The following is a 24,149-nucleotide window of genomic DNA, read 5'->3' as shown; positions in this document are numbered from 1 at the left end:
GACGGTGGCAAGAAGGACATTGAGGTTGAGGTCAACGGCCACAAGAAGGGTGTTGACGACAACGGCTCCGACAAGACCACGGTTGATGAGTCTGGTAAGAAGCCTGTTGATCCGACTAATGACAAGCAGGACACTGGTGTAAAGGTCAACAATCCGGATGATGACACCAAGATCTCTGCTAAGGATGAGGACGGCAAGGACGTCCCGGTCGAGATTGATGAGAACGGTAACGTTCACGTCACCCCGGGTGAGGATGTCGATGGTCCGATTACGGTGACTGTTGAGGATCCGGATCTCGACGGTGGCAAGAAGGACATTGAGGTTGAGGTCAACGGCCACAAGAAGGGTGTTGACGACAACGGCTCCGACAAGACTCCAGGCACGCCTTCAGTGAACAAGACGCCTGAGACTGTCATCGAGGGCAAGCCGATCAAGCCATTCGAAACCGCGGAGGATGTTCCGGAGGGCGGCAAGGTTGAGGTTGAAAACCTGCCTGGTGGTCTGAAGGTCAAGCCAGAGACTGGTGAGGTCACTGGTACCCCGGATAAGATCAATGACTGGGGCAAGGATGAGGAAGAGCGTAACGTAACTGTTACGGTCACCATCACCGATAAGGACGGCAACAAGGTTGCTGAGGACACCAAGGACATCAAGGTCCAGCGTGACACCGATGGTGACGGTATCCCGGATGTCAACGATGATGACGATGACAACGATGGTGTCTCTGATGAGGATGAGAAGAAGGCGGGTACGGATCCGAAGGATCCGAACTCGAAGCCTGAAACTCCGTCTGTAGTTCCGAACAGCAACTCGACTGTGCCGGCTGATGGTAAGTCCCACGAGGTTGGCAAGGTTAAGAACCCGAAGGGCGACGAAGAAAGCAAGCTCGTTGACAAGGGCGGCAACGAGATTCCAGGCTCGAAGGTTGTCATCGACGAGGACGGCAACGTTAAGGTGACGGTGCCGAAGGGTACTGATCCGCAGGATGCCAAGGTCATCGTTACCGGCAAGGATGGCAACAAGGTTGGCGAGATCGATGTCAAGATCGTTGACCCGGAGTCGGATGCTGCGAAGTTCATCCCGAATTATGGTGACCGTAAGAACGTCGAGGCCGGCAAGGTTGAAGAGTCGAACCCATTTGAGGGCAAGACTGATGTTCCTGTGAAGGAAGCGAAGGACAAGCCGTCTGCGGGTTCTGAGGACTGGACGTTCGAGACTGATGGATCGAATGGTGTTGTTACTGCGACGGCGCCGAGCTACGGCAAGGTCGGCGAGAAGATTGAGTCCGAGTTGCCGCAGATCAAGAACAACTGGGACAACTTCAAGGAGATCTTTACTCCGTACGTTCGTCCGTCTGTGACGGTGGACTTCATCTACAAGGATGGTTCTGAGAACTCCGGCGTCGCCAAGTTCGAGTTGGTTGGTAAGGACGGTAAGTCCTTGCTGGATCCGAATGGTGACTTCGACGGTGACGGTATCTCGAACAAGGACGAGATCGAAAAGGGATCGGATCCGGCCAACGGTGACGATGTTCCTGACACCACTGCGCCGACGGTCGACCCCGTGAAGCCTGGCGATAAGAAGATCACTGGCAAGGATGACCGTAAGAACTCGGAGATCACTGTGACCTTCCCGGATGGCACCGAGAAGAAGGTGACCACCGACAAGGACGGCAACTGGTCTGTTGATGTTCCGGAGGGTACGGACCTGAACCACGGTGACAAGATTAAGGTCACCGATGAGGCTGGAAACGAGACTGACGTCACGGTGGAGGATAAGACTCCGCCAACCGTGAACCCGATCAAGCCTGGTGACAAGACCATCTCCGGTAAGGGCGATCGCCCGAACGAGACGATTAAGGTTACGCTGCCAAACGGCAAGGTCATCGAGACTACGACCGATAAGGATGGTAACTGGAAGGTTAACGTTCCGTCTGACGTCGAGTTGAAGCCTGGTGAAACAATCACTGTTGAGGATGGTACTGGCAACAAGGTGACCGCAAAGGTTGGTATCGACACCGGTAAGTGTGTTGCCTCTGCTGTGGGCTTCGGTCTGCCGCTGATCGCGTTGCTGCCGCTGGGTCTGGCTTCCCAGATTCAGATTCCGGTTCTCAGTGATGTCGCTGCTCAGGTTGATGCTCAGCTGAAGACGGTCAACACCCGTATTCAGCAGCAGGCTGGCGTCTTCAATCCGGAGATGGCGCGTCAGGCTGAGCAGATCAACGCACAGCTGCGTACCGTTGGTGCTGACCTGGGCATGGTCGCTGCAGGTATCGTGCTGATCGCTGCTGGCATCTTGGCTGGCACGGTTATCTACGACAACTGCAACCCGAATGGTCCAAAGTCCTCTGTGAAGGATCTGGAGTTGAAGGGTTCTTCCGGTAAGACGACGAAGTTGTCCTCCAAGACGGACAACAAGACTCCGGCAAAGCAAGAGAAGAAGCAGCAGTAAGAAATACACTCTGAACAGTCACCCCCTTGCGGGGGAGGCTGGGGGCTAAGCGCTTACTGATCGCTTCCTAAGAAGAGAAAAGCTGCCACCCGTCATATATGGCGGGTGGCAGCTTTTTGTATTGGCACTGACAACGGTCGCTGTTAGTTCTGGGAATCTTCGTCTTCGCAGGTGACGTACATATGTCTGCTAATTATCTATACAAACAATTACATGTGCACTATAGGACAACCGTCATAGCGCTGTATACCTGATGGATTCTTAGATTTTAAAACATATTAGTGTCGTAAAGTCCCGCAATGGAATAGCCCTAAAGGTCTATTAGAAGCGCAGACCATTCATTGTTATTCTTTGATACCTGTAAATCACGTAGCGCCTGTGTTTGAGCCTAAAGATCGGTGAAAACGCGGCGGTGCGACTACATGTTTCAAATCAACGAATGAAAGGAATTGTTGTGCGAAGCTCCTACAAAGTTCGTCGTGGTACCTCGATCGCTGCGGCAGCACTTTCGTTTGCGCTCGTTGCGCCGCTGGCGCAGCCGGTTGCGTTTGCCCAGGAGACCGCTGCGGCAGTTGCCGGCGCGGACGCTACTGTTGACGACGCCGTCAAGGATAAGAAGGTTCCGAACGCCATTTACACCAAGGGTGGCTGGCGCGATTATGGTGGCTACCACGGCTACGCGTACATCAATAAGGACGGCCGACATGACGATCTTTCGGCGAACAATGAGCCGCTGAAGGGCAATGTTATCTACCTGCAGTACGTCACCGGCAAAAACGAAGTTTCCCCGGTGTTCTACACCCTGACCGACTCCGAGGGTCGTTTCTCTTTCGACTTGACTCGTAAAGTGACTGATCGGGTTGGTGCCCCTGCGTTCAATCTGGCTGGCGCCAGCAAGTTCAAAGTCCGTGTGTGGGGCGAAAACCCAGACGAGAATAAGTACTCTGTCGTCGCCGCTGGCGATATGAACTCCGGCCGATACACCACACGTTTGAACCGAGTCCAGGAATCGTGGAACTTCACCGCCGGCCCGGCTGGCTCCCGCATTACCAACGGGCGCTTCGTGCTTGAGGAGAAGCCGGCACAGGTTGATTGGCTGGCGAAGCCGGACTCCGAGTGGACCCGCGCACTTGATGGCCAGACCGGTGAGCCGACCGTTGATGGTCAGTTCCCAGACTACGGAAAGTACGGCGCTTTCAGGAGCGCTGGTGCTGCACCAAACTGGTCGATGGTGTGGTGGGAGAACGGCGAGGACGCCGGTTCGCTGCCGGGATACTACAAGTACCAGCCGAAACAGGGTGACCGCGCTGCTGGTGGCGTAGAAGTTGTTGCCTCGTACCTCAATGATGAGGTCGCGCGTGAGATTGACGCGTGGAAAGAAGCGAACAAGGGTTACACCGCTGAGCAGGAGCGTGCAAACCAGGAGCGCATCATCAAGGCGTACCAGGAGGAGCACGGTGTAGGTTCCCATATTGCTGAGACTGTCGTTACGGAGACTAAGGCCGACGGTACGATTTACCTGCCGTTTAAGGGCACGTATGGTCAGTCGCGTACGCAGGAGAATCAGACGTGGCAGATTTCCAACAAGCTTGAAGAAGGCGACTTCGGTACCGTTGCAAAGGACTTCATGCCAGATAACGGTGCATCGCGCCGCGCTGCGTTCGGTGATGGTTTAATTAACCAGACGAAAAAGCGTCACATCAACACGGACTACATGTACGTGTACCCGAAGATCGAAGGCCGTGACGTCAAGAATTCGGCGTTCCCGATGAACATGTTCCAGGATTTCAGCAAATTTGGTTCTGTGTGGGCTGGACAAGCCATGGATGGTCTGCAGTTCCCGCTGATGTCCGCACAGCCGATCTTTGATATTCCGGAGTACAATTCGTACGACAATAAGGGTCGAGCTGGCTCCAAGGTGACCACGAAAGCTGCGGGTCTGATGCCGAATGCAGATTACGCAATTCGTTGGTACGCAACTGATCCCGCTGGTAACCAGACAGAGTTGGAAGGCAAAGAGTGCATCGTCAAGAGTGACGAGAAGGGCGTACTGCCTTCCTGTGACTTCCAGGCACCTGAGGACCTGAAGGAAACCACCGTCTACACAGCGGCTGTGGTAACTGCTGATCCTGCTTCGAAGAAGATGTCTGACCGCTGGGAGATCGCGGACTCGTTCACTGCTGTTGTCCCTGAGCAACTGCCGCTTGGCTCCGCGGGCGAAGAGTACCCAGACAACAACGTCGCGGACCTGTTCGAGAAGCTCCCTGACAACCTTGCTGAGAACTCGAAACCAAAGTACTCCGCCGATAAGCTGCCAGAGGGCCTTGAGATCGACCCCGAGACCGGCAAGATCACTGGCACCCCAACCAAGCCTGGCACCACCGAAGTGACCGTGACCCGCGAGGTCGAGGTCATGGTGGACAAGTACGTTGGTGTGACCGATGAAAACGGTGATCCAGTTTGGGAAAACCCTGATGAGGAAGATCCCGCGCAGCGCATCCAGAAGACGGAGAAGTCCACTGTTGCAGAGAAGCAGTACGAAGAGGTCGTCACAAAGATTACGGTGACGGACACTCCGCTCCAGGACGGCATCGTCGGCGAGCCATACGAGCAGGAAGTGAAGCCTGAGGGCTTCGACAAGCTGCCACAGGGCTTCGAGATCGAGGAAGGCTCCCTCAAGGTTGAGGGACTGCCAGATGGCCTGACGTTTGAAAACGGAAAGATCACCGGCACCCCAACGACCCCGGTTGAGGCTTCTGAGGAGAAGCCGAACGTGACTGTGACGTACACGTTGGTGGATCAGAACGGTGAAAAGCACGAGCAGACCGATATCGTCCCGCTGGCTGTGAAGTCCCAGGCTGACGCCTACGATCCGAAGGGGCAGGATCAAACGGTTGAGCCGGGAGAGAAGCCGAAGCCTGAAGACTCGATCGCTAACAAGGAAGACCTTCCTGACGGCACCGAGTACGAGTGGAAGGAAGAGCCAAACACCGACGAGCCTGGTGACAAGCAGGGCACGGTCGTCGTGACCTACCCGGATGGCTCGAAGGATGAAGTCGACGTCACCGTCCATGTGGCTCAGGATCCGACGTCTGTCGACGACTCCGGCAAGAAGGCTGTCGACCCGACCGACGACAAGCAGGACACCGGCGTCAAGATCGTCAACCCTGACGAGGAAACCAAGGTTTCTGCGAAGGACGAAGATAGCAAGGACATCCCTGCCGAGATCGACGAGAACGGTAACGTCCATGTCACCCCAGGTGAGGACGTTGATGGTCCGATCACGGTAGTCATCGAGGACCCGGATCTGCCTGGCGGCAAGGTCGAGGTCGAGGTTCCGGTCAACGGCCACGAGAAGGGCAAGGACGACAACGGTTCGGACACGAAGCCGGAAGCGCCGAAGACCACGGTTGACGAGTCTGGTAAGCAGCCTGTCGATCCTTCCGATGAGAAGCAGGACACTGGCGTCAAGGTCAACAACAAGGACGGCGACACCAAGGTCATTGCTAAGGATGAGGACGGCAAGGACATTCCGGCCGAGATTGATGAGAACGGCAATGTTCACGTCACCCCTGGCACCGACGTTGATGGACCGATCACGCTGACCATCGAGGACCCGGATCTGCCTGGCGGCAAGGTCGAGGTTGAGGTTGAGGTTAAGGGCCACGAGAAGGACTGTGATGACAACGGTTCGGACACGAAGCCGGAAGCCCCGAAGACCACAGTCGACGAAACTGGCGCAAAGCCTGTCGATCCGACCGATGAGAAGCAGGACACTGGCGTCAAGGTCAACAACAAGGACAAGGACACCAATGTCACTGCTAAGGATGAGGACGGCAAGGACATCCCGGTCGAGATCGATGAGAACGGTAACGTTCACGTCACCCCTGGCACCGACGTTGATGGTCCGATCACGGTGACGGTCACCGACCCTGACCTGCCTGGTGGCGAGACTGAGATCGAGGTCAAGGTCAACGGTCATGAGAAGGGTCGCGATGACAACAACTCTGACTTCAAGGTTGATGATTCCGGCAAGAAGCCGGTCGACCCGACCAACGAGAAGCAGGACACTGGTGTCAAGGTTCAGAATCCTGACAAGGACACCAAGATCTCCGCGAAGGACGAGGATGGCAAGGACGTCCCGGTCGAAATCGACAAGGACGGTAACGTTGTCGTCACGCCTGGTGAGGACGTTGATGGCCCGATTACGGTGACAATCGAGGACCCACGTCTTCCTGAAGGCAAGTCTCAGGTTGAGATTGACGTCAATGGCCACGAGAAGGGTCGCGACGACAACGGCAAGGCAGAGACCAACGTCAACGCTGACGGCAAGAAGCCCGTCGTGCCGAACGGAAAGGAGCAGGACACCGGCGTCATCATTAACAACAAGGATGGCGACACCAAGGAGTCTGCAACCGACAAGAACGGCAAGGACGTGCCGGTCCGCGTCGGCGACGACGGCAAGGTCTACGTCACACCTGGTAAGGATGTCGAAGGACCGATTAAGCTGGTCGTCGAGGATCCGGACCTGCCTGGTGGCAAGGCTGAGATCGAGATCGAGGTCGACAAGGCCCAGAACCCAGGTGGCGAGGAAAACAAGCCGGGAACCGGTGACCAAACCGACCCATCCGAGGGTGACAAGCTCGGTGACAACGTTGTGGCGTCCTACCCGAAGACCGACGTCAGGCCGGGTGCCACGGGTACTGCCAAGGTTCAGCTGAACAAGAAGGACGGCGAGAAGGTCGGAGAGGCCGTCGATACGCCGAAGGGCACGACGGCGACGATCACCAAGCGCAACGGCGGTGAGCTGCACGGTGCGAAGTGGGACATCAACACTGAAGCTTCCGCGAATGTCACTGGTCAGGCACCGTCGACGGAGGACCTCATGAAGGCCTTCAAGACGGCTGACGCTAAGGGCTGGGACGACTTCACGAAGAAGTTTGCACCGCTTGCAAACCCATCGGTGGATGTCACCGTGAAGAACAGCACCGGCGAGCACACTGGTGTGAAGGCGTCCTTCACCCTGGTTGGCCAGGACGGCAAGTCCATCCTGGATGCGGACGGTGACTTCGATGGCGACGGCGTGAACAACGGCGATGAGCTGAAGAAGGGCCTCAACCCATTCGACGGCAACGATGGCAAGATCAACGCTGGTCGCTGTGCCGCATCCGCTGTGGGCTTCGGTCTGCCGCTGATCGCGCTGCTGCCACTGGGTCTGGCTTCCCAGATTCAGATCCCTGGCCTGAGCGATTTCGCCGCACAGGCAAGCGCTCAGCTGCAGGCTGCGAACACCCGCATCCAGCAGCAGGCTGGCATCTTCAACCCGGAGATGGCCAAGCAGGTTGAGCAGATCAATGCGCAGCTGCGTACCGTTGGTGCGGATCTGGGCATGGTCGTCGGCGGTATCGCACTGATCGCGGCTGGTATCCTGGCCGGCACGATCATTTACGACAACTGCAAGCCTGGCGGTCCTTCCTCCTCGGTCAAGGACCTGGAGCTGAAGGGTTCTTCCGGCAAGACCGTGCAGTTGTCCTCCAAGGAAGAGCAGAAGTAAGGGGCACGTTTAGCTCACAGTGACCCCTCGTGGGTGACCCGAGCTAAACGATTACTGACCGGTCTCTGAGAAGCGAAAAGCTGCTGTCCGCCGTTTGTGGCGGGCGGCAGCTTTCTGCATTTTTACGGGCGGGGTAGCGGCTCGTCGCGCGCCCGCGCCTCAAATTGCTCGAAGCGTGGGATTAGAAGCGTGCGATGCAGGTCGCGCATTCTCACCGCCCCGGGGCGATTTTCGGCGACCAGCATCGCACTCCTTTAACACCTCGACACGAATGAAAGCAGCACGAAAGCCACGCACAAACAGTGCATGTACTTCGCCTACCCCGCTGGGGTGACAGCACGCAAGATCAATGCTACAATGGCCAGCATCACGACTAGCCGTCATTTCCGATAAGGAAAGGCGGCTGGTTCTCTTTCTGGCCCTTATAATGCGACTATGCCAAAAAGCAAGTACAATAAACCGTTTCTCGAAATCGAGGATCAAATTTCGTTACTCGAAGAGCGTGGTATGTCGTTTAAGGACAAACAGGACGCCTTTGGGCGACTGCAATCGATTGGGTACTACCGATTGTCGGGATATTGGTATCCGTTTCGGTTACCTCCAAAGAAAGAGGGTGATCCTAGGTCGTCGAATTTTAAACCTGGCACCTCATTTGAAAAAGTTTTAGAAATTTACGAGTTCGATAGCTATCTACGCATGGCAATTCTTTCCGCTATCTCCATCATAGAAGTAGCCATTCGTGCGAGAATCGGATACGCGCTAGGGCAGCTCGGCGCATTTTCGCATTTGGATTCGTCAAAGCTTGAGCCGGAATGGTTTAAAGAGGAATGCCAGACGACTCAGCATCATGGTTGGCAGAACACGTGTATGTGGGAGGAAAGCCGTCATCATAAATGGGTGAGGAAGCTGGAGAAAATCGAAGAAATCTCCAATGAAGCATTCATTGCGCATTTCCACAAGAAATACGGAAAGCCCCTTCCCATTTGGGTTGTAACGGAAATAATGACTTTTGAACAGCTGAACCTATTATTTTCCGGGATGAGGCAAAATGAGCGTCAGCAGATAGCGGTAGAATTTGATCTGCTTCAACATGATGGATCCGGTGATGCGCATGCATTCTCAAGCTGGATAGAGCATATACGACAGACTCGGAACTACTGTGCGCATCATGCTCGGTTATGGAATAGAAACCATACTGCACCCTTCTCCGTCCCAAGTAACATCAAAGAACTGCAGCATCTAACCGCAAGTACTGACACTGGCTATGCAAAGGGTGATCTCACTCGACCTCTAACAAGGATTTACGGGTCGTTGTCCCTCATCATTTTCCTGCTAGCTCGCGTACATCCGGAAAACACCTTCTGTGACTCGATTGTTCCTAAGATTGAGGGGTTCTTTCGAAAAGACCCAGATCGAATTTATGATATGGGGTTTCCCGAGGGGTGGGAGAACCAAGCCATCTGGCAGCCTGACTACCAGCGTGATGCTGACCTTGTTGAACAAGCGAATCTTCTTAGGGGTACTCCGCTTCTCTATGCAGCTGATGCTGGGCCGCTCCTGCCTGCAAGGTCAGAAGACAAATTTACGGGAGGAAGAAGCTCGTTGAACTACTACAGAAAGAACGGAGCCCTTTTATCAGTTCCAGGGGTAAAAGCCCACCGTTACCCCGCTTTTCAATTTAACCGAGTCGCTGGGGACCTTTTCCCTGCAGTGATTGAAGCTAACAGGATTCTGTTGAATGGAAGTCAGGGTACGGAAGAGGAAAGGTGGAGCGCTTTGAAATGGTGGAACACAGCTGTCGAGAATGAGCTTAAAGGCAAAAGCCCTCAACAGGCTCTCATACAGGGGGAGCTCACTCCCGAGATTGTAAGAAGTATTCTTCGGTAGCCTTGCCATTTCGCTCAAAAGTCTTTTTGCATGGTTAAGGAGTGACCTCTGAGGCGGTTAGCTTCGAATTGAAAATGCTTCCTGGCGACTGTGCGATAGTTTCACTAGTCAGCGTAGTAGCTTCCGGACGCGTGGCCGACCCCTAAAACCCCTAAAACTGCTCAAAGCGTGCGATTAGAAGCGTGCGATGCAGGTCGCACATTCTCACCGGCCAGGGGCGATTTTCGGCGACCAGCGTCGCACTCCTTGAACACCTCGACACGAATGAAAGCCATGGAGCGCCACCCTGCCAACCCGAAAAGTTCCCTTGCTCAGCTGTGAACGGGGAACAATCTTCGTAGACAGGCGTCCCGACCTGGGGAAACATAAGCGTTGGTCGACCGAACCCGGCCCAAAACCGAAAATGGTTCCCGGGCGCGGGAACTTTTTTGAAAGGCGAGCCAGCGACCCGGCGAGCCGGCGACCCGGCCACCGCCACAACTGAGACCCAGCGCCAGAAATCAAAGAAATGTGAACTAGGCCCCATTTGTCTGCCCGCGTGTCGTGATGGGTCTGTAGAATGATACGCATTTATGTCCGCCACGATTCTAAAGGCTGGGTTATGGCTCAACATCTACTGCTTACCTGCACTAACACGAACCTCGGCAGTGCTGATGCTGACGCGCTCGCGGCACAGCACGGCCTCCAAACCATCCACGTCACGGGGGAGACGCTCGCCGAGGCGTACGCCACCTGCGCCGACCAAGAACAGGGCACCTTGTTCGTGGGCCAGGGGGAGTGCTCCTTTGATGCGGAGCTCGCCGCAGCGCTCGGGGCTGCGGTCATCGTGCTTATCGACGCCCCGCAGCGCGCACCCCTCGCGCAACGGATAGTGGAACGCCACGGTGCGACGCTGCTCGCAACGGTCACGGACGTGCAGGACGCGGCCGACCTCACCATCCCGGAGGTCGCGCCGGTGATGTCGCCGCTGGTCTTCGGATCGCACCTGTTGGGCCAGGCCCGCGAGGTCGGCGCGCACATTGTCCTGCCGGAGGGCGAGGAGCCCCGTGTGCTGGAGGCGGCGCATCGGTTGTTGGAGAGGGGCGTCGCGAAGCTGACGTTGCTGGGGGATGTGGACGTGATTGCCGCGAAGGCGCAGGAGCTTGAGCTGGACGTGTCGGCGGCGACGCTGCTGGATCACCGCACCTCCGACCTGGCTGAAGAGTTCGCGCAGACCTTCGCCGAGCTGCGCAAATCCAAGGGCGTGACCCTGGAGCAGGCCCGCGAGACTATGCAGGACGTCTCCTACTTCGCCACGATGCTGGTGCACACCGGGCGCGCGGACGGGATGGTCTCCGGCGCGGTGCACACCACGGCGGAGACGATTAAGCCGGCGTTCCAGATCATCAAGACGCGCCCGGAGGCTTCGGTGGTGTCCTCGATCTTCCTGATGGTGATGCAGGGCCGCCTCTGGGCGTTTGGCGACTGCGCCGTGAATCCGAATCCGTCCGCGCAGCAGCTCGGCGAGATTGCAGTGAGCTCCGCGTTGACCGCCGCTCAATTCGGTATCGACCCGAAGGTTGCGGTGCTTTCGTACGCCACGGGCACCTCCGGTGCGGGCCCCGACGTGGAGCGCGCGGTCGAGTCCGTTGCCGCCGCCCGCGCTATTAATTCCGACTTAATTATTGACGGCCCCCTCCAGTTTGACGCTGCGTGCGATGGGGGCGTCGCGAAGCAGAAAGCACCCGATTCGCCCGTGGCGGGGCAGGCGAACGTGTTCATCTTCCCCGACCTTGAGGCGGGCAACGCCGGGTACAAGATCGCGCAGCGCACTGGCGGCGCGCTGGCGGTTGGCCCGATTCTGCAGGGGCTGAACAAGCCGGTCAACGACCTTTCGCGCGGCGCGACGGTCGATGACATTGTGAACACTGTGGCCGTGACCGCGATTCAGGCAGGGGTGAAGTAAATGAGCTACGTACTGGTGATCAACTCTGGTTCCTCCTCGGTGAAGTTCCAGATTGTGGACCCGAATTCGGATGCCTCGGACGCACCGTTCGTCTCCGGGCTTGTCGAGCAAATCGGGGAACCCCAAGGCCGCATTACCATTAAGCACGGCGAGGACCGCTGGGTGTTGCAAAAATCCATCCCCACGCACAAGGACGGGCTGGAGGAGGCGTTCCACCGCCTAGCGCTGCGTGGCGTGAGCCCGAAGGACCTAGACGTGGTGGCGGTGGGGCACCGCGTGGTGCACGGCGGCATGGTGTTCAGCCAGCCTGAAATCATCGTGGACCAGGTCGTCGACATGATCCGGGACCTGGTGCCGCTGGCGCCGCTGCACAACCCGGCGAACATTGACGGCATCGAGGTTGCCCGCGAACTGTTGCCGGACATCCCGCACGTAGCGGTCTTCGACACCGGCTTCTTCCACTCGCTGCCGCCGGCCGCGGCGCTCTACGCCATCAACGCGGACGTTGCCAGCCAGAACCAGATCCGCCGCTACGGCTTCCACGGCACCTCCCACGAATTCGTCTCGGGCCAGGTGCCGGGGCTGATCGGGTCCGACCCGAACCACACCCGTCAGATCGTGCTGCACCTGGGTAACGGTGCGTCGTGCTCGGCGGTGGCGAACGGGCACGCGATCGATACGTCGATGGGGCTCACCCCGCTCGCGGGCCTGGTCATGGGTACGCGCTCCGGGGACATCGACCCGGGCATCATCTTCCACCTGGCGCGCCACGGCGGCATGAGCATCGACGAAATCGACGAGCTGCTGAACAAGCGCTCCGGCGTCAAGGGCCTGGCCGGCGTGAACGATTTCCGCGAGCTGCGCGCCATGATCGAAAACGAGGACGGCGACGCCTGGCTGGCCTACAACGTCTACATCAACCGGCTGCGCAGCTTCATCGGCAGCTACATGGTGGCGCTGGGCAGGGTGGACGCGATCACGTTCACCGCGGGCGTGGGCGAGAATGATAAGTTCGTGCGCGCGGACGCCCTGGACAATATGGAGGCCTTCGGCGTGAAGATCGACCCCGAGCGCAACTCGCTGCCCAACGATGGCCCGCGCATCATCTCCGCCGACGATTCTCGCGTGAAAGTGCTTGTCGTGCCGACGAATGAGGAGCTCGCCATCGCGCAGAAAGCGGCGGCGCTCGCGCGTCGGGCCTAGCCTATTGGCGGCGCCACGAGCTGCGTCTCGTCATTGTTCAACACCTTTGTTGTGCAGCGTCTATTCGTTAGACTTTAGAACGGCATGTCAACAGCCGTAAAAGCAAATGTCTGCACAGTGAGTACACTGAGTAGCGTTTAGCAATGTACGGACAGTTTTGAGAAGGAACGATGATGGGAAACATGAGCGGTCGCAAAGGGGCGAATCGGCGTAGTGGGGTGTCGGTAGCAGCCTGCGCGCTTGGGGCATCGTTGATAATCACGGGTGCGCCGGCGGTGGCAGGTACAGCCACGGCGCAGGAGCCCACTGCTGAGTCCACGTCATGGAAAACGCCACGCACCGAGGCGGCCCGTACGGACGTCACGTTCCCGGACCTCGTCGTCGCGCCCGGTGAGACCGCCAAGTCGAAGCCTGAGCTGAAGCGCAACTTCTGGACCGCCGCCTGGAACAAGATCGGCACCCCCGTCAAGTGGGAGCTCAAGGAGGGCTTTTCGACGCCCACCGGCTGGCACCTCAAGTTTTCCGACGACGGCACCCTCAATGCCACCGCCGGCGAAGGCATCGAAACCACCACGTTCAAGGTGCCGGTGACCATCACCTTTGCTGATGGCTCTACCAAGGACGTCGAGGCCAACGTCACCCTCGCCGACGGCCCAACCATCGAGCCCATCAAGGATCAGAAGTACTGGGAGGGTCGCCTGATCCAGCCGCGCCGCGTCATGGCGTGGAACGTCCCGGCTGACGCCGTCATCGAGCTGGAGGGCCTGCCCGCGGGCCTGAGCACCTCCGCCCAGACCCGCCTTGGCTCCGGCTCCTACCTCTTTATCAACGGCCGTCCAACTGAGACCGGCACGTTCAACGTGACTGCACGCGTCACCGGCGCAGGCGACCCGCTCGAGGAAACGTTCACCATCACAGTCGCCGACTCGGCTGAGCTCGGCGAGCCGGAGGACGCCGACATCGCACCTTCCGAAGTCCCGCCAGTGCGCCCCGGCACCGACGTGCACATCCCGCTCGACGTCGAGGACGCTTCCTCCGTGGAGGTCGAGGGCCTGCCCGATGGCCTGAAGTACGACGGTGAGCAGAACGCGATCGTCGGCACGCCGACGAAGGAGGGCACCTCCAAGGTCGTCGTGGACAAGGTCACGGAGGATGGCACGCACAAGCGTGATTCCTTCGAGTTGACGGTGGACGAGAACGCACCGGAGCCAAGTGAGCCAAGTGAGCCGTCCGAGCCCGCAGATCCGTCGGACCCAGCCGAGCCCGCCGACCCATCGGACCCAGAGGGCCCCGTTGCCCCGGACCAGTTCGAGTGGAACCCCATCAAGGTCCGCGCAGGCGAGGAAACCGGCGTGACCCCTGTCCGCTCCACGCAGGGCGTGCGCGTGCTCGCGGAGCCCGGGAACCCGGATTGGTTCACCGTCTTCGCCAACGGCGCCGTGTACGCCGCCCCGTCGCGTGACGCGAAGCCGGGCACCTACACCATGAAGGTTCGCACCGAGAAGGGCGAACAGGACACCATCACCGTCGAGGTCACCGCAGCCGTCAAGGACTCCGTACGTTACGAGTCCTCCTACGCGGACACCTACGTCCGCGCCGGCGGCACCGCCACCTCACCTGCGCCGTACGCCCGCCTGGGCTACAACGGCATGGTTTTTGAGCGCCAGCCGTTGCCGAAGGAGGCGTCGTTTAGCACGGAGGCCGAAGGCGTGAAGCTGAACCAGCATACGGGCCAGATCACCCTTTCCGCGGACCTGGATGCCGAGGTTGGAAAGCCCATCGATGTGCCCGTCACCGTCACCTACCCGGACGGCAGCACGAAGGAGATCATCGCGCACTTCCAGGTGCTGGCGCCGCAGTTCGCGCAAACACAGAAGTTTGAGTACGAGCGCCGCGAGGCCTTCGAAGGCGAAACCATCAAGGTCAACCTCACCGAACCTTTCGACCCCGCCTCCGACCCCGAGTTTGCCATCCAGACGAATGCCTCCAAGTACCAGGGCTGGGACCTCTTTATCGACGCCACCACAGGCACCATCACCGCCACAGCCCCAGCGCAGGACGCGAAACCGCTGAACGTGGAAGTCGTTGCGCGCTACTCGGATGGGTCCAGTAAGACGGTCGTGGCCGTGATCGGCGTACGGGACGCGAAGCCGCAGGCCTACACCTCCAACCTGGACTTTGAGGACGCCGTCGTCGGCGACGACGGCACCGTCACCATCACGCCGAAGGGCGACATCCCGACCGGCGTCACCTTCGAACCGGAAGGCGCGGCTGCGCTCGGCGGCGTGGCTGGCCTGCGCGTGGACGTTGACGAAAAGACCGGCCAGATCAAGGTCACCCTGCCGAAGGACGCCAAGCCCGGCCAGGGCTACGACCTCGGCGTGCGCATCAACTTCCCCGACGGTGGCTCGAAGGTAGTGCAGCTCAACGTCGCCCGCGACTCGCAGGCCCACCGCGAGCAGCCGTCCTGGACCCCGATCGGCGTGGCCATCGGCGCCAACGCCGTAACCCATGAGCCGAAGGTCGCACCGAAGGGAGCCACCTACGCCATCTCCGCCGACTTCGCCGCGGAGGGCTGGAAGGCCGCCGTCGACGCGACCACCGGCGCACTCACCGTCGCCGCCCCCGCATCGGCGCACGTCGGGGACCGCACCATGATCCCGATCGTGGTCACCTTCGAGGACGGCTCCCAGAAGCTCGTCGAGGCGCAAGCCACCGCCGTCAAGGCGATGGGCGGGGCAGTCTCCAACGCGTACGACCCAACCCAGGTCCGCGCAGGCGAAACCGTCACGCTCACCCCGACGCTTAAGGGTGCGCACTACTCGCTGCTCAACCCAGTCGGCGGCCTCGACACCCGTATCGACGCCACCACCGGCGCCCTCACCGTCGGCGCCCGCCCGAACGCGGTCCCCGGCGTACGCGAAGTCCCGGTGCGCATCAACTTCCCGGACGGTTCCACGACCATCGCGAACGCACGCATCTCCGTGCTGACCAGCGACGGCAAACCGTCCCTGGCCGAGGCAACCCCGGAGTTCAACGACACCATCAAGGCATACCCGGGCAAGGCGACCACCTATGTGGTGCCGAAGCCGGCCGGGGCCGCCAAGGAGGCGTTTGCCCTCGGCCAGCTACCGAAGGCGCTCGCCGACTGGAAGATCGGCATTGACGCCACCACCGGTGAACTCACCATCACGCCACCTGCTGGCACGGCGCCTGGCATCGTGCCAGTCCCAGTCGTGGTCAGCTTCGCGGACGGCTCCCAGGCCACCAAGCTCCTCCGAGTGCAGGTGGTGAAGGGGCCGCAGGAGGTGGAGAAGGGGTCGTCGACAAGCAGTGAGATTCCGCCAGGCGCGAAGATCGCGGGCTTCGTGCTCGGCCTGCTCGCCTTCCTGGGCGGGCTGGGCTACTCCCTGTACGAGCACCGCGACTTCTTCCGCACATTCCTAGCATTCCCAATCAACCAGCAGCGCTGAGAGGACAACGACAGTGACCGGCAAAACCAACAAACAACGCATCGCAGCGATACTCGCAGGCGTTAGCGTCGCCGCAGGCATCGTCGTGGCCCCACACGCGGATGCGGCCATTACCCCAGGCAGCTTCGCCATCGGCGTCAACCGCGACTCCGACAGCGGCAACTTCCGCGTCGACGTGAACAAAGCGCGCGTGTCCTGGATGTACTTCAACCATCCCGAAGGCACCACGCGCCTGCTGCAGAACGCCTTCTACATCGACGGCGCCGTCAACGGCTCACCCATGAGCTACGTCGGCAACGCCACCGAAGTCGTCGAAGCGAAGCCCGTCGGGAACACCGACCGCGTCGTGCTGCGCCACACCGACCCCAACTCGGGCGTCGAAATGACCCGCACCTTCATCGTCGGCGACGACTCCATCCAAGCCACCGTCGAACTCCGCAACACCACCGGCCAGGCCGCCAACATGCGCGTCGAAATGGCCAGCGGCATCATCGACCGCGACTTCCAAGTCACCGGCGTCCCCCGCGGCGACGGCTACCACGTCGACGTCAGCAACGCCTACAAAATCAACGTCGACTTCATGGGCGCCACCAGCAAGGGCAAAGGCGAACAGCGCCACGACGCCATCAACGGCGGCACAGGTGATGACGCCCACTTCGTCGCCGGCGTCTGGGAACAAGACGTACCCGCCAACGGCACGCTGCGCGCCACCACCGCTATGACCCTCGACGTCGCCCAAGGCACCATCGACACCGACGGCGACGGCTTCCCCGACGAATGGGAAGAAAACGGCTTCACCGACGAAAACGGCAACGTCTTCCCGCTCCAGAAGTGGGGCGCCGACCCCAAGAAGGTCGACCTCTTCCTCCAACTCAACTGGATGAAGTCCGAATGGGAAACCAAGAAGTGCTCCGAGCAGCGCAAATACGCCCCAACCGAGGAGGACTTCCGCAAGTTCCTCGATTGCTCCGAAGCCAACACCAACGTGTACCGTCCGTCGCGCCAAACCCTCAACGACCTCGTTGACGCCTTCGCGCAGCAGAACATCAACCTGCACATCGACGCCGGCGACTACTACAACCCAATGCGCCTCGAGCACCCACAAGGCGGCCCGACCGAAGACTTCACCCCGTACTACTTCGAAGGCAAAGTCCCCGGTATCAAGATGCTCGAGGACCGCGACCGCCTCCTCAACGGACGCCAAACCGTGTTCCGCGTCGGCGTCATCGGCGACCAACAAACCCGTACCAACTTCTCCTCAGGCAACGCACTGATCGGGGACGGCGCTTTCTACGTCGCAAAGAACCGCATGATGACCTCGCAGGACCAGCTGCGCAACACCATCCTGCACGAGTTCGGTCACAACCTTGGCCTGACCCACTCCGGGCCACTCGCCGACACCAGCCGCCCAATCTCTGACTACGTGCCCGGCTACCTCTCAGTCATGAACTACCTCTACCAGTTCACTGACTTCCGCTACTCCAACGAGCGCTCTCGTCCGACGGGCAAGCTGCCGAAGGCATGCCAGACCGTCCAGTGCTACACCGGCGACTACGACATCGACCCCGACTGGCCAAACCTCGCCTTCATCGGCGGCCAAATCGGCCGCGCCAACGGTACCACCGGCACCCCCGGCCACGACGACCACGAACACGCCGACGACGAACCAACCGTCCGCGAACTCGAGGTCTACTCCGCCGAATTCAACAACGGCAAGGCCGGCCTGCGCGTGCGCAACGAGGAAGGCGCTGGCAACATCATTATCGCCAACCGCACTGACTCCAAGATCGCCTTGGAGCTGTCCAACCTGGGCATTGACATCCACAAGTTCCGCCTCCAGGCCACCTACCCCGGCGGCCGATACGAGCAGGAATACACCATCGAAGGCGCCCTCAGCGACGAGTCCAAACTGCCCATCAGCGTCCCAATCACCAACACCGCCGGCTACACCGGCTCCACCATGCCGATCACCTTCCGGGTGTTTAACCAGGACAACGACATCGTCGCCGACGAAACCATCGAGTTCTCCGCCCTCAACTACAACGGCGAAGACACCGCGAAGCTCATACGGGAACTTCGCAAGAAGAAGTCCGACCTGCTCAAGCGGGCAGAGCAGACCGTGGGCAAGGCGGAAGGTGGCGCCGGACCACGGCCAACCAAGCCACTCGCGACCCAGGCCAACGCCGCCATCCCGACCCGCGCCGGCCAAGCACCAGTGACCTCACTGAACGCCGCGCCGAGCGGAACCTACGACGCCCCGGCTCCCGCGCGCCCTGCCAAGCCGACCACTCGCCCAACCGCCCACCCAGCGCCTTCGACTGCGCAACAGCAGAACCCAGGCAAGGGTGGGGAAACGGGTGGCCTGTCCGGCGGTGCCATCGCCGGCATCGTCGTTGGCCTGCTGGCGCTGCTCGGTATTGTGGCCGCAGCCGTTGGCCTAGGCGGCTTCTAAGCCCGCTGATTGGGTTTGCACCAAATTCCCCCAGGTCCAGATTGTGACCTGGGGGGAATTTCTTTGGGGTAGGGGAAATTGAGGAATTTGGTGCCGGGCTGGGTGGGATGCGCACCAAATTCCCTCCCGGGAAACCAGCGACCTGGGGAAACGTAAAACCTGCCTGCCGAAATCCCGGAATGTGGTGCGCCTAGCTGGGAGGCAGTGCCAAGGGACGCAACCATAATTGGACCGCACATTCAAATGTGCTGGTAATAAAAGGGCTAGCCAAAAGAGAGTGCGTCCTTTGGCACTAGCGCCTCAAATATGCGCACCAAATTCCCTCCCGGGGAAACCGGCGACCTGGGGAAACGCAAAAACCTGCCAGCTAGGGGAAATCCCGGAATGTGGTGCGCCTTGCTAGGAGGCAGTGCCAAAAGACGCAACTCGAATTGGACCAGATGTTCAACCGCGCTGGTAGTAAAAGGGCTAGGCAAACTCGAATGCGTCCTTTGGCACTGGCGCCTCAAACAGAGGCACCAAATTCCCCTCCAAAACCCAAGCAGACCCTAGAACCACGTCACGGGACGGATCTTGTTGGCCATGTCCACGAGGTCGAAGCGGTGTTGGAGGTAGGGCGCCACTCTGGCCAGGGCGCGCAGGGTCCTGGCGAGTTCGTTTTGTAGCTCGTGGGCGGTGAACCTCGTGTCCAGGATGGGGGAGGGGTCGGGGTGGTGGCCGTCAAGGGTGTAGGTGAGGGCGGCTCGGAGGATGAAGACTTTGATTTGGAGGTAGCGGGGTTCGGTGTTGGGGATGCGTTGGAGGCGAAGGGCGGCCTCGCGGATGCGATCCTCGGTGGGGTCGGTGACGAGGCTGAGGATGGACGTAAGTTGGGCGAGCCGGTTGTGTCGGGAGGCGACGGGGACGCGGTCGAGCGCTGCGGCGGCAAGCTCGGGTTGGTTTTCGTGCATGAGTTGGCGGGCCAGGCCGAAGGCGGAGGAGACGGTGGTGGGGTTGGTGCTCCAGACCAGGGCGTAGAGGCGGATGGCGTGGAAGCGCAGCATGGCGGGGTTGGTAGTGACCATGGACCAGTCGGGGGCGAGCAGTCCGCGGTGAAGGAGGTGTTCGAAGACGGAGTTGGGGAGTTCGTCGAGGTGGCGGTTCATGCCGGCGGCGCCTCGGGCTACGCGGGGTTCCAATAAGGCGGTGTCGTGGAGGTCGGCGGTTTGGAGGAGGAGTTCGGCGACGGCGGCGAGTGCGAGTTTGGAGGCGGATTCGCCGGGCAGGATTTCGAGGACGCGGGAGAAGGCGACTTGGGCGTCGGTGAAGTTGCTGGTCAGGAGGTTGGTGATGCCGGTGTACCAGTGGTAGCGCCAGTTCTTCCGCAGCGGTTCGTCAAGCGAGTCAAGCCAGGTGCGTGCCTGGGTGGTGAAGCCGAGGTCGAGGAGGGTGCGGGCAACGGCGAAGGGGATTTCGATGGAGTCGGGGTGGCGGTCCTCGGCAAGCGCTTGGCGCAGGGCGGCAAGCGTTTCGGAGGGTTCGGAGTAGGTGGTGCTCTGCAAGGTGGCGGCGCCGGGGTCGGTGGCGTCGACAAGTGGGACGGGCAGGGCGATGTTGACTTCCTGGGGCGTGATGGTGACGGTGCGGGTGATGCCGTCGATGAGTTGGTCGGTGCGGAAGACGACGTGCTTGGTGCCGAACGTGCGGCGCTGCGGGGAGAAAAGTGAGTGCTGGGCAGGGAAGGTGCGGCCGTCGCGGATGGCGAGCACTTCGCGCAGGACGCCGAGCAGTTGGGCTTCGAGTTGGGTGACGGAGTCGAAGCGGTCGTCACGGTTGGGGGCGCAGCAGCGGGCGATGAGTCGGTAGAGGGAGATGTAGCGGCGGAAGAGGGGTTCGGTGGTGGGGGTGGGGATGTCGGCGTCGTGTGGGAGGTCGATGATGAGGGCGGCGAGGGTGCGGCCGATGGTGTAGATGTCGGATTGGACGGAGGGGCCGTCGGTAGCTACTTCGGGCGCTTGGTAGCCCTTGGTGCCGTAGATGAAGCCATAGGAGCCGATGCCGGAGACCGCGCCGAGGTCGATGAGTTTGACCTGGTCTTCGGTGACGATGATGTTGTCGGGCTTCAGGTCGTTGTACACGACGCCGCGCGAGTGCAGGTAGTCCAGCGCGGGCAGCACTTCGAGGATGTAGGCGATCGCGATGTCCACCTCGCACCTGCTTATCGACGGCCCACCTACGTACTCCATCACGATGAACCCGCCGGGCACGCGCGGGTCGTCGATGAAGTTGAAAATCTTCACGATGCCGGGGTGGGTGATGTCGGCGAGGAACTCGCGCTCGGCGACGGCGGCGGCCTCCTCGTCCTTGTTGCGGGCCGAGTGCAGCCCCTTGAGCACGACGTTTCGCCCGGAGACGAAGTGGTCGGTGGCTAGATAGATCCAGCCCATGCCGCCGTGTGCGATGGTGCCGAGCACCTCGTACTGTTCGGCGACCAGGTCGCCGGGCTTCAGCGCCGGGGCGGGGACGCCTTCAAAGGTGGATGGGTCCCGAAGGGCGTCGGTGGGGTTGATGGGGTGGACCCAGGGCAGCTCGACCATGCCGTCGGCGACGGTGCGGGTCTCGCGCTGTGTGCCGCGCAGTTCGCGGAACCGGTCGAGTGCGCGGCGCCGCGAGCGTTGCGAGGTATCCTCCTGCCGCTTCTCCTGACGCAGCGCCTCAAGGTCGTCGAGGAGGGCGGACATGGAGTCGTCGTACTCGAAGAGGTCGTCGTCATCGTCGTCGTCGGCGAAGGGGTCGAAGGCGACGGCTTCGGTGCCTGGGTCATTCGTGCTCATTGGGTTCCTCCCGGTACATCAGCGGTGGGGGGTAGGGGTCTGTGGTGGAATCCGCCAGCCACTCCTGGAACATGCGGTGCCAGGTGCCGTCGGTGCGGATGCGCTCGATGGTCGCGTTGACCTGGCGCACCACCGAATCGTTGCCGAGCGGGATGCCGACGGCGTAGTACTGGGTGGCCAGCGCGTCGGGCAGGATGTCGGTGTGCGGGTCCTGGGCGAGCATGCCGGCGAGGATGGCGTCGTCGGCGATGATGGCGTCGGCCTGGAACTGCTGGGTGGCCATGAGGCAGTCGGACCAGGAGCGGGTGCGCAGCACCGGGGAGTGCGGAGCGAGGGTGCGCACGATGTTGAGCAGCGTCGTGCGGTCGACGACGCACACGGTGCGCTCGGGCAGGTCGTCCATGCTCGCGATACCGCGATCAATCGGGGCCAGCACCCTGACCTGGGACTTCAGGTAGGGGGTGGAGAACGCCACCTTGGAGGCGCGCTCCGGGGTAATGGACATCGTCCTGATCACAATGTCCACGCGCCCCTCCCGGAGCAGCTCCGCGCGCGAGGCCGAGTCCACGAAGCGGAAGTCCACCGCCTCGGGGTCGTCGAAAAGGTCGCGGGCGATCTCCCGGGCCAGCTCCACCTCGAACCCGCGAAGCTGCCCGCGCACCATATCGCGGTAGGACAGCAGGTACTGGGACTGCTCCACGCCCACGATGAGCCGGCCGCGCTCCCGGATCTGCTCCAGGGCGGGGTCATCTTCCGGGGCGGATGGGCGCGGGCGCAGCGAGCCCTCCCAGTCCAGGCCGTGCGGCACAAACTCCATCGACGGCTGCTTGCCCGCCCCGTCCAGCAGTGCGCCGGGCGGCAACGGGATTGCCTCGTGCGCCGTGGACGCCGCCCCCGTCGGCAAGTCTTCCAGTGCGGACCGCGGCGCACACCCCACTGCGCCCGCCGCCACCGCGAGCGCCACCAACAACGAGCCAGCCCTGCGCATCATACGTACTCCCTGAATCGCCGCTGCACCCCGAACCACATGCTGATGACCGCCAGCAGCGACAGCAGCGCGACCACCGTCGACACCAGCCTTGTCGCGTCCAGGGAGGTGTGGATGTAATTGCGCATCTCGGCGCGCGCCGACTCAATCAACGTCACCATGTTCGCGTCCAGCTCCGTGTACGCGGTGGACGCGCTCGGGTGGTCCGCACTATCGACCATCAGCACGTCGACGGCGCGCTCAAACCGGCCGGCATCGAGCGTCGAGACGAGTTCGCCATGCGCCTGCGACCACTGCTCCAGCGCCCTTCTTGCCGACGCCACCTCCGGCGCATCCGACGCCGTATCCAACGCCGCGCTCACCCCCTGGTACGTGGACTCGAAGGACTCCACCGACTCCGCAACGGACTGTCGGCGAAGCAGCGCCATCGTCTCGTCGGTGCGGGTCTCCTGGGCGCGGAGGCGGGCGTCGGTAAGCTGGCGCAGCGGCGCCGCGGCCTGCTCGAACCCGATGACGCCCGAGCGCCACGAAATGAAGTTCGAGCCCGCGACCCACGCCAGCGCCACCACCATCGCCGCCGTCGCCGCCACGAAGCCTTTATTCCAGCGGCGGCGGAATGTGCGCCACAGCCACCACTGCGCCCCCGCCAGCAGCAACAGCGCCGCCACCAGACCCGAAAGCGGCACCCACTGCGGTGCGTTGAGGCGCACCATCTCCACCGCCACCTGGCGCTGCGTCAGCGCAAACAGCGTGTTCGCCGAGGTGATCATCCGCTCACGCATCATGCTGGACGCCTCCGACATATACGACACGCCCACCGGGTTGCCTAGGCGCTGGTTCACCTTCGCGCGCTCCATGAACGCCACGTACAACGGCAGGTCGCGTTGGATGGAGCGCACCAGGTTCTGGATTCGCTCCTGGTCCTCCGGCCGCGTCAGCTCCGAGGCACCCTCGTAGATGTCGCTCGCCGCGATCACCGCCTGATCTATCGACGCCAAGTACGCCTTCACCTCATCCGGCGTCATCAACCCTGCCTGCACGAAGCCCGTCGTGGCCACCGTGTCCGCCTGCGACAGTGAGGTGAGCAGCACGTGCGCGGAGTGGTTCATCGGCTCCGTGGTCTGCACCAACACGTCGAGCGCGTGCTGACGCTTACTCATCGACTGGCTCTGCGCGAACCCAATCGCGCCCACGGCCACCGTGAGCACCAGCATCATCGCCAGCATCTTGCCCGGCGTGGTGATCACGAAGTCCGCCAGGCGCCGCGCCGCGCGAATCGGCCCACTCGACGCGCGCTGCTGCGGATGCAGCGCAAGATCATCCAACCAGGCGTCGCTGGGAGGTGGCGTCGTGACAGTCATTCCTCAACCATAACCACCGGGC

10 protein-coding genes are annotated in these 24,149 nt (G+C 61.0%); 7 read left to right on the top strand and 3 right to left on the bottom strand.

All coding sequences use genetic code 11. The annotated features are described in order from the left end of the window. The 7 genes from QP802_RS10050 to QP802_RS10020 all read left to right on the top strand — a co-directional run. Positions 1-2,451: hypothetical protein (locus QP802_RS10050; RefSeq protein WP_407933415.1), on the top strand; the 2,451-nt coding region annotated here is incomplete at its 5' end. Between the two features lie 439 nt (positions 2,452-2,890). Then, positions 2,891-8,005, top strand: a complete 5,115-nt coding sequence (locus QP802_RS10045; protein ID WP_284818654.1) for a Rib/alpha-like domain-containing protein — start codon at positions 2,891-2,893, stop codon at positions 8,003-8,005. A 435-nt stretch (positions 8,006-8,440) separates the two neighbouring features. Further along, on the top strand, positions 8,441-9,892 hold the full coding sequence (locus QP802_RS10040) for an Abi family protein (RefSeq protein ID WP_070478228.1): 1,452 nt from the start codon (positions 8,441-8,443) through the stop codon (positions 9,890-9,892). Positions 9,893-10,493: 601 nt separating this feature from the next. Beyond that, complete coding sequence (gene pta / locus QP802_RS10035) at positions 10,494-11,837, top strand: phosphate acetyltransferase (protein WP_284818651.1); 1,344 nt, start codon at positions 10,494-10,496, stop codon at positions 11,835-11,837. Beyond that, positions 11,838-13,040, top strand: coding sequence for an acetate kinase (locus tag QP802_RS10030; RefSeq protein ID WP_284818649.1), 1,203 nt, complete (start codon positions 11,838-11,840; stop codon positions 13,038-13,040). A gap of 182 nt (positions 13,041-13,222) precedes the next feature. Beyond that, positions 13,223-16,513 (top strand): YPDG domain-containing protein, encoded by a 3,291-nt coding sequence (locus QP802_RS10025; protein ID WP_284818647.1) that lies wholly within the window; start codon positions 13,223-13,225, stop codon positions 16,511-16,513. Between the two features lie 13 nt (positions 16,514-16,526). Continuing rightward, positions 16,527-18,965 (top strand): hypothetical protein, encoded by a 2,439-nt coding sequence (locus tag QP802_RS10020; RefSeq protein WP_284818645.1) that lies wholly within the window; start codon positions 16,527-16,529, stop codon positions 18,963-18,965. Between the two features lie 548 nt (positions 18,966-19,513). Here QP802_RS10020 and QP802_RS10015 read toward each other — a convergent pair. From QP802_RS10015 to QP802_RS10005, 3 genes are read right to left on the bottom strand one after another with little or no spacing between them, the layout of a single operon-like run. Next, positions 19,514-21,778 carry a serine/threonine protein kinase gene (locus QP802_RS10015; protein WP_284818643.1) on the bottom strand — a complete coding sequence of 755 codons (2,265 nt, stop codon included), beginning with the start codon at positions 21,776-21,778 and terminating at the stop codon, positions 19,514-19,516. Then, a complete protein-coding gene (locus QP802_RS10010; RefSeq protein ID WP_284818641.1) occupies positions 21,765-22,769 on the bottom strand; it encodes a glutamate ABC transporter substrate-binding protein in 1,005 nt (334 codons plus the stop codon). Before QP802_RS10010 ends, QP802_RS10015 begins: the two co-directional genes overlap by 14 nt. Continuing rightward, entirely contained in the window at positions 22,766-24,127 is a 1,362-nt protein-coding gene (locus QP802_RS10005) for a hypothetical protein (protein ID WP_284818639.1), read from the bottom strand. The genes QP802_RS10010 and QP802_RS10005 overlap by 4 nt, the downstream gene beginning before the upstream one ends. Between the last annotated feature and the right edge of the window lie 22 nt (positions 24,128-24,149).

The organism is Corynebacterium sp. UMB10119B (assembly GCF_030228125.1).
Taxonomy (GTDB): Bacteria; Actinomycetota; Actinomycetes; order Mycobacteriales; family Mycobacteriaceae; genus Corynebacterium; species Corynebacterium pseudogenitalium.
Note: the sequence above shows the minus strand (reverse complement) of the source record. Positions and strands in the feature narration are given on the sequence as shown.

Coding starts and splice junctions, on each gene's coding strand:
- QP802_RS10040 (WP_070478228.1), top strand. CDS start 8,441: ATGCCAAAAAGCAAGTACAATAAACCGTTTCTCGAAATCGAGGATCAA.
- QP802_RS10015 (WP_284818643.1), bottom strand. CDS start 21,778: ATGAGCACGAATGACCCAGGCACCGAAGCCGTCGCCTTCGACCCCTTC.
- QP802_RS10010 (WP_284818641.1), bottom strand. CDS start 22,769: ATGATGCGCAGGGCTGGCTCGTTGTTGGTGGCGCTCGCGGTGGCGGCG.
- QP802_RS10045 (WP_284818654.1), top strand. CDS start 2,891: ATGAAAGGAATTGTTGTGCGAAGCTCCTACAAAGTTCGTCGTGGTACC.
- pta (WP_284818651.1), top strand. CDS start 10,494: ATGGCTCAACATCTACTGCTTACCTGCACTAACACGAACCTCGGCAGT.
- QP802_RS10005 (WP_284818639.1), bottom strand. CDS start 24,127: ATGACTGTCACGACGCCACCTCCCAGCGACGCCTGGTTGGATGATCTT.
- QP802_RS10030 (WP_284818649.1), top strand. CDS start 11,838: ATGAGCTACGTACTGGTGATCAACTCTGGTTCCTCCTCGGTGAAGTTC.
- QP802_RS10025 (WP_284818647.1), top strand. CDS start 13,223: ATGAGCGGTCGCAAAGGGGCGAATCGGCGTAGTGGGGTGTCGGTAGCA.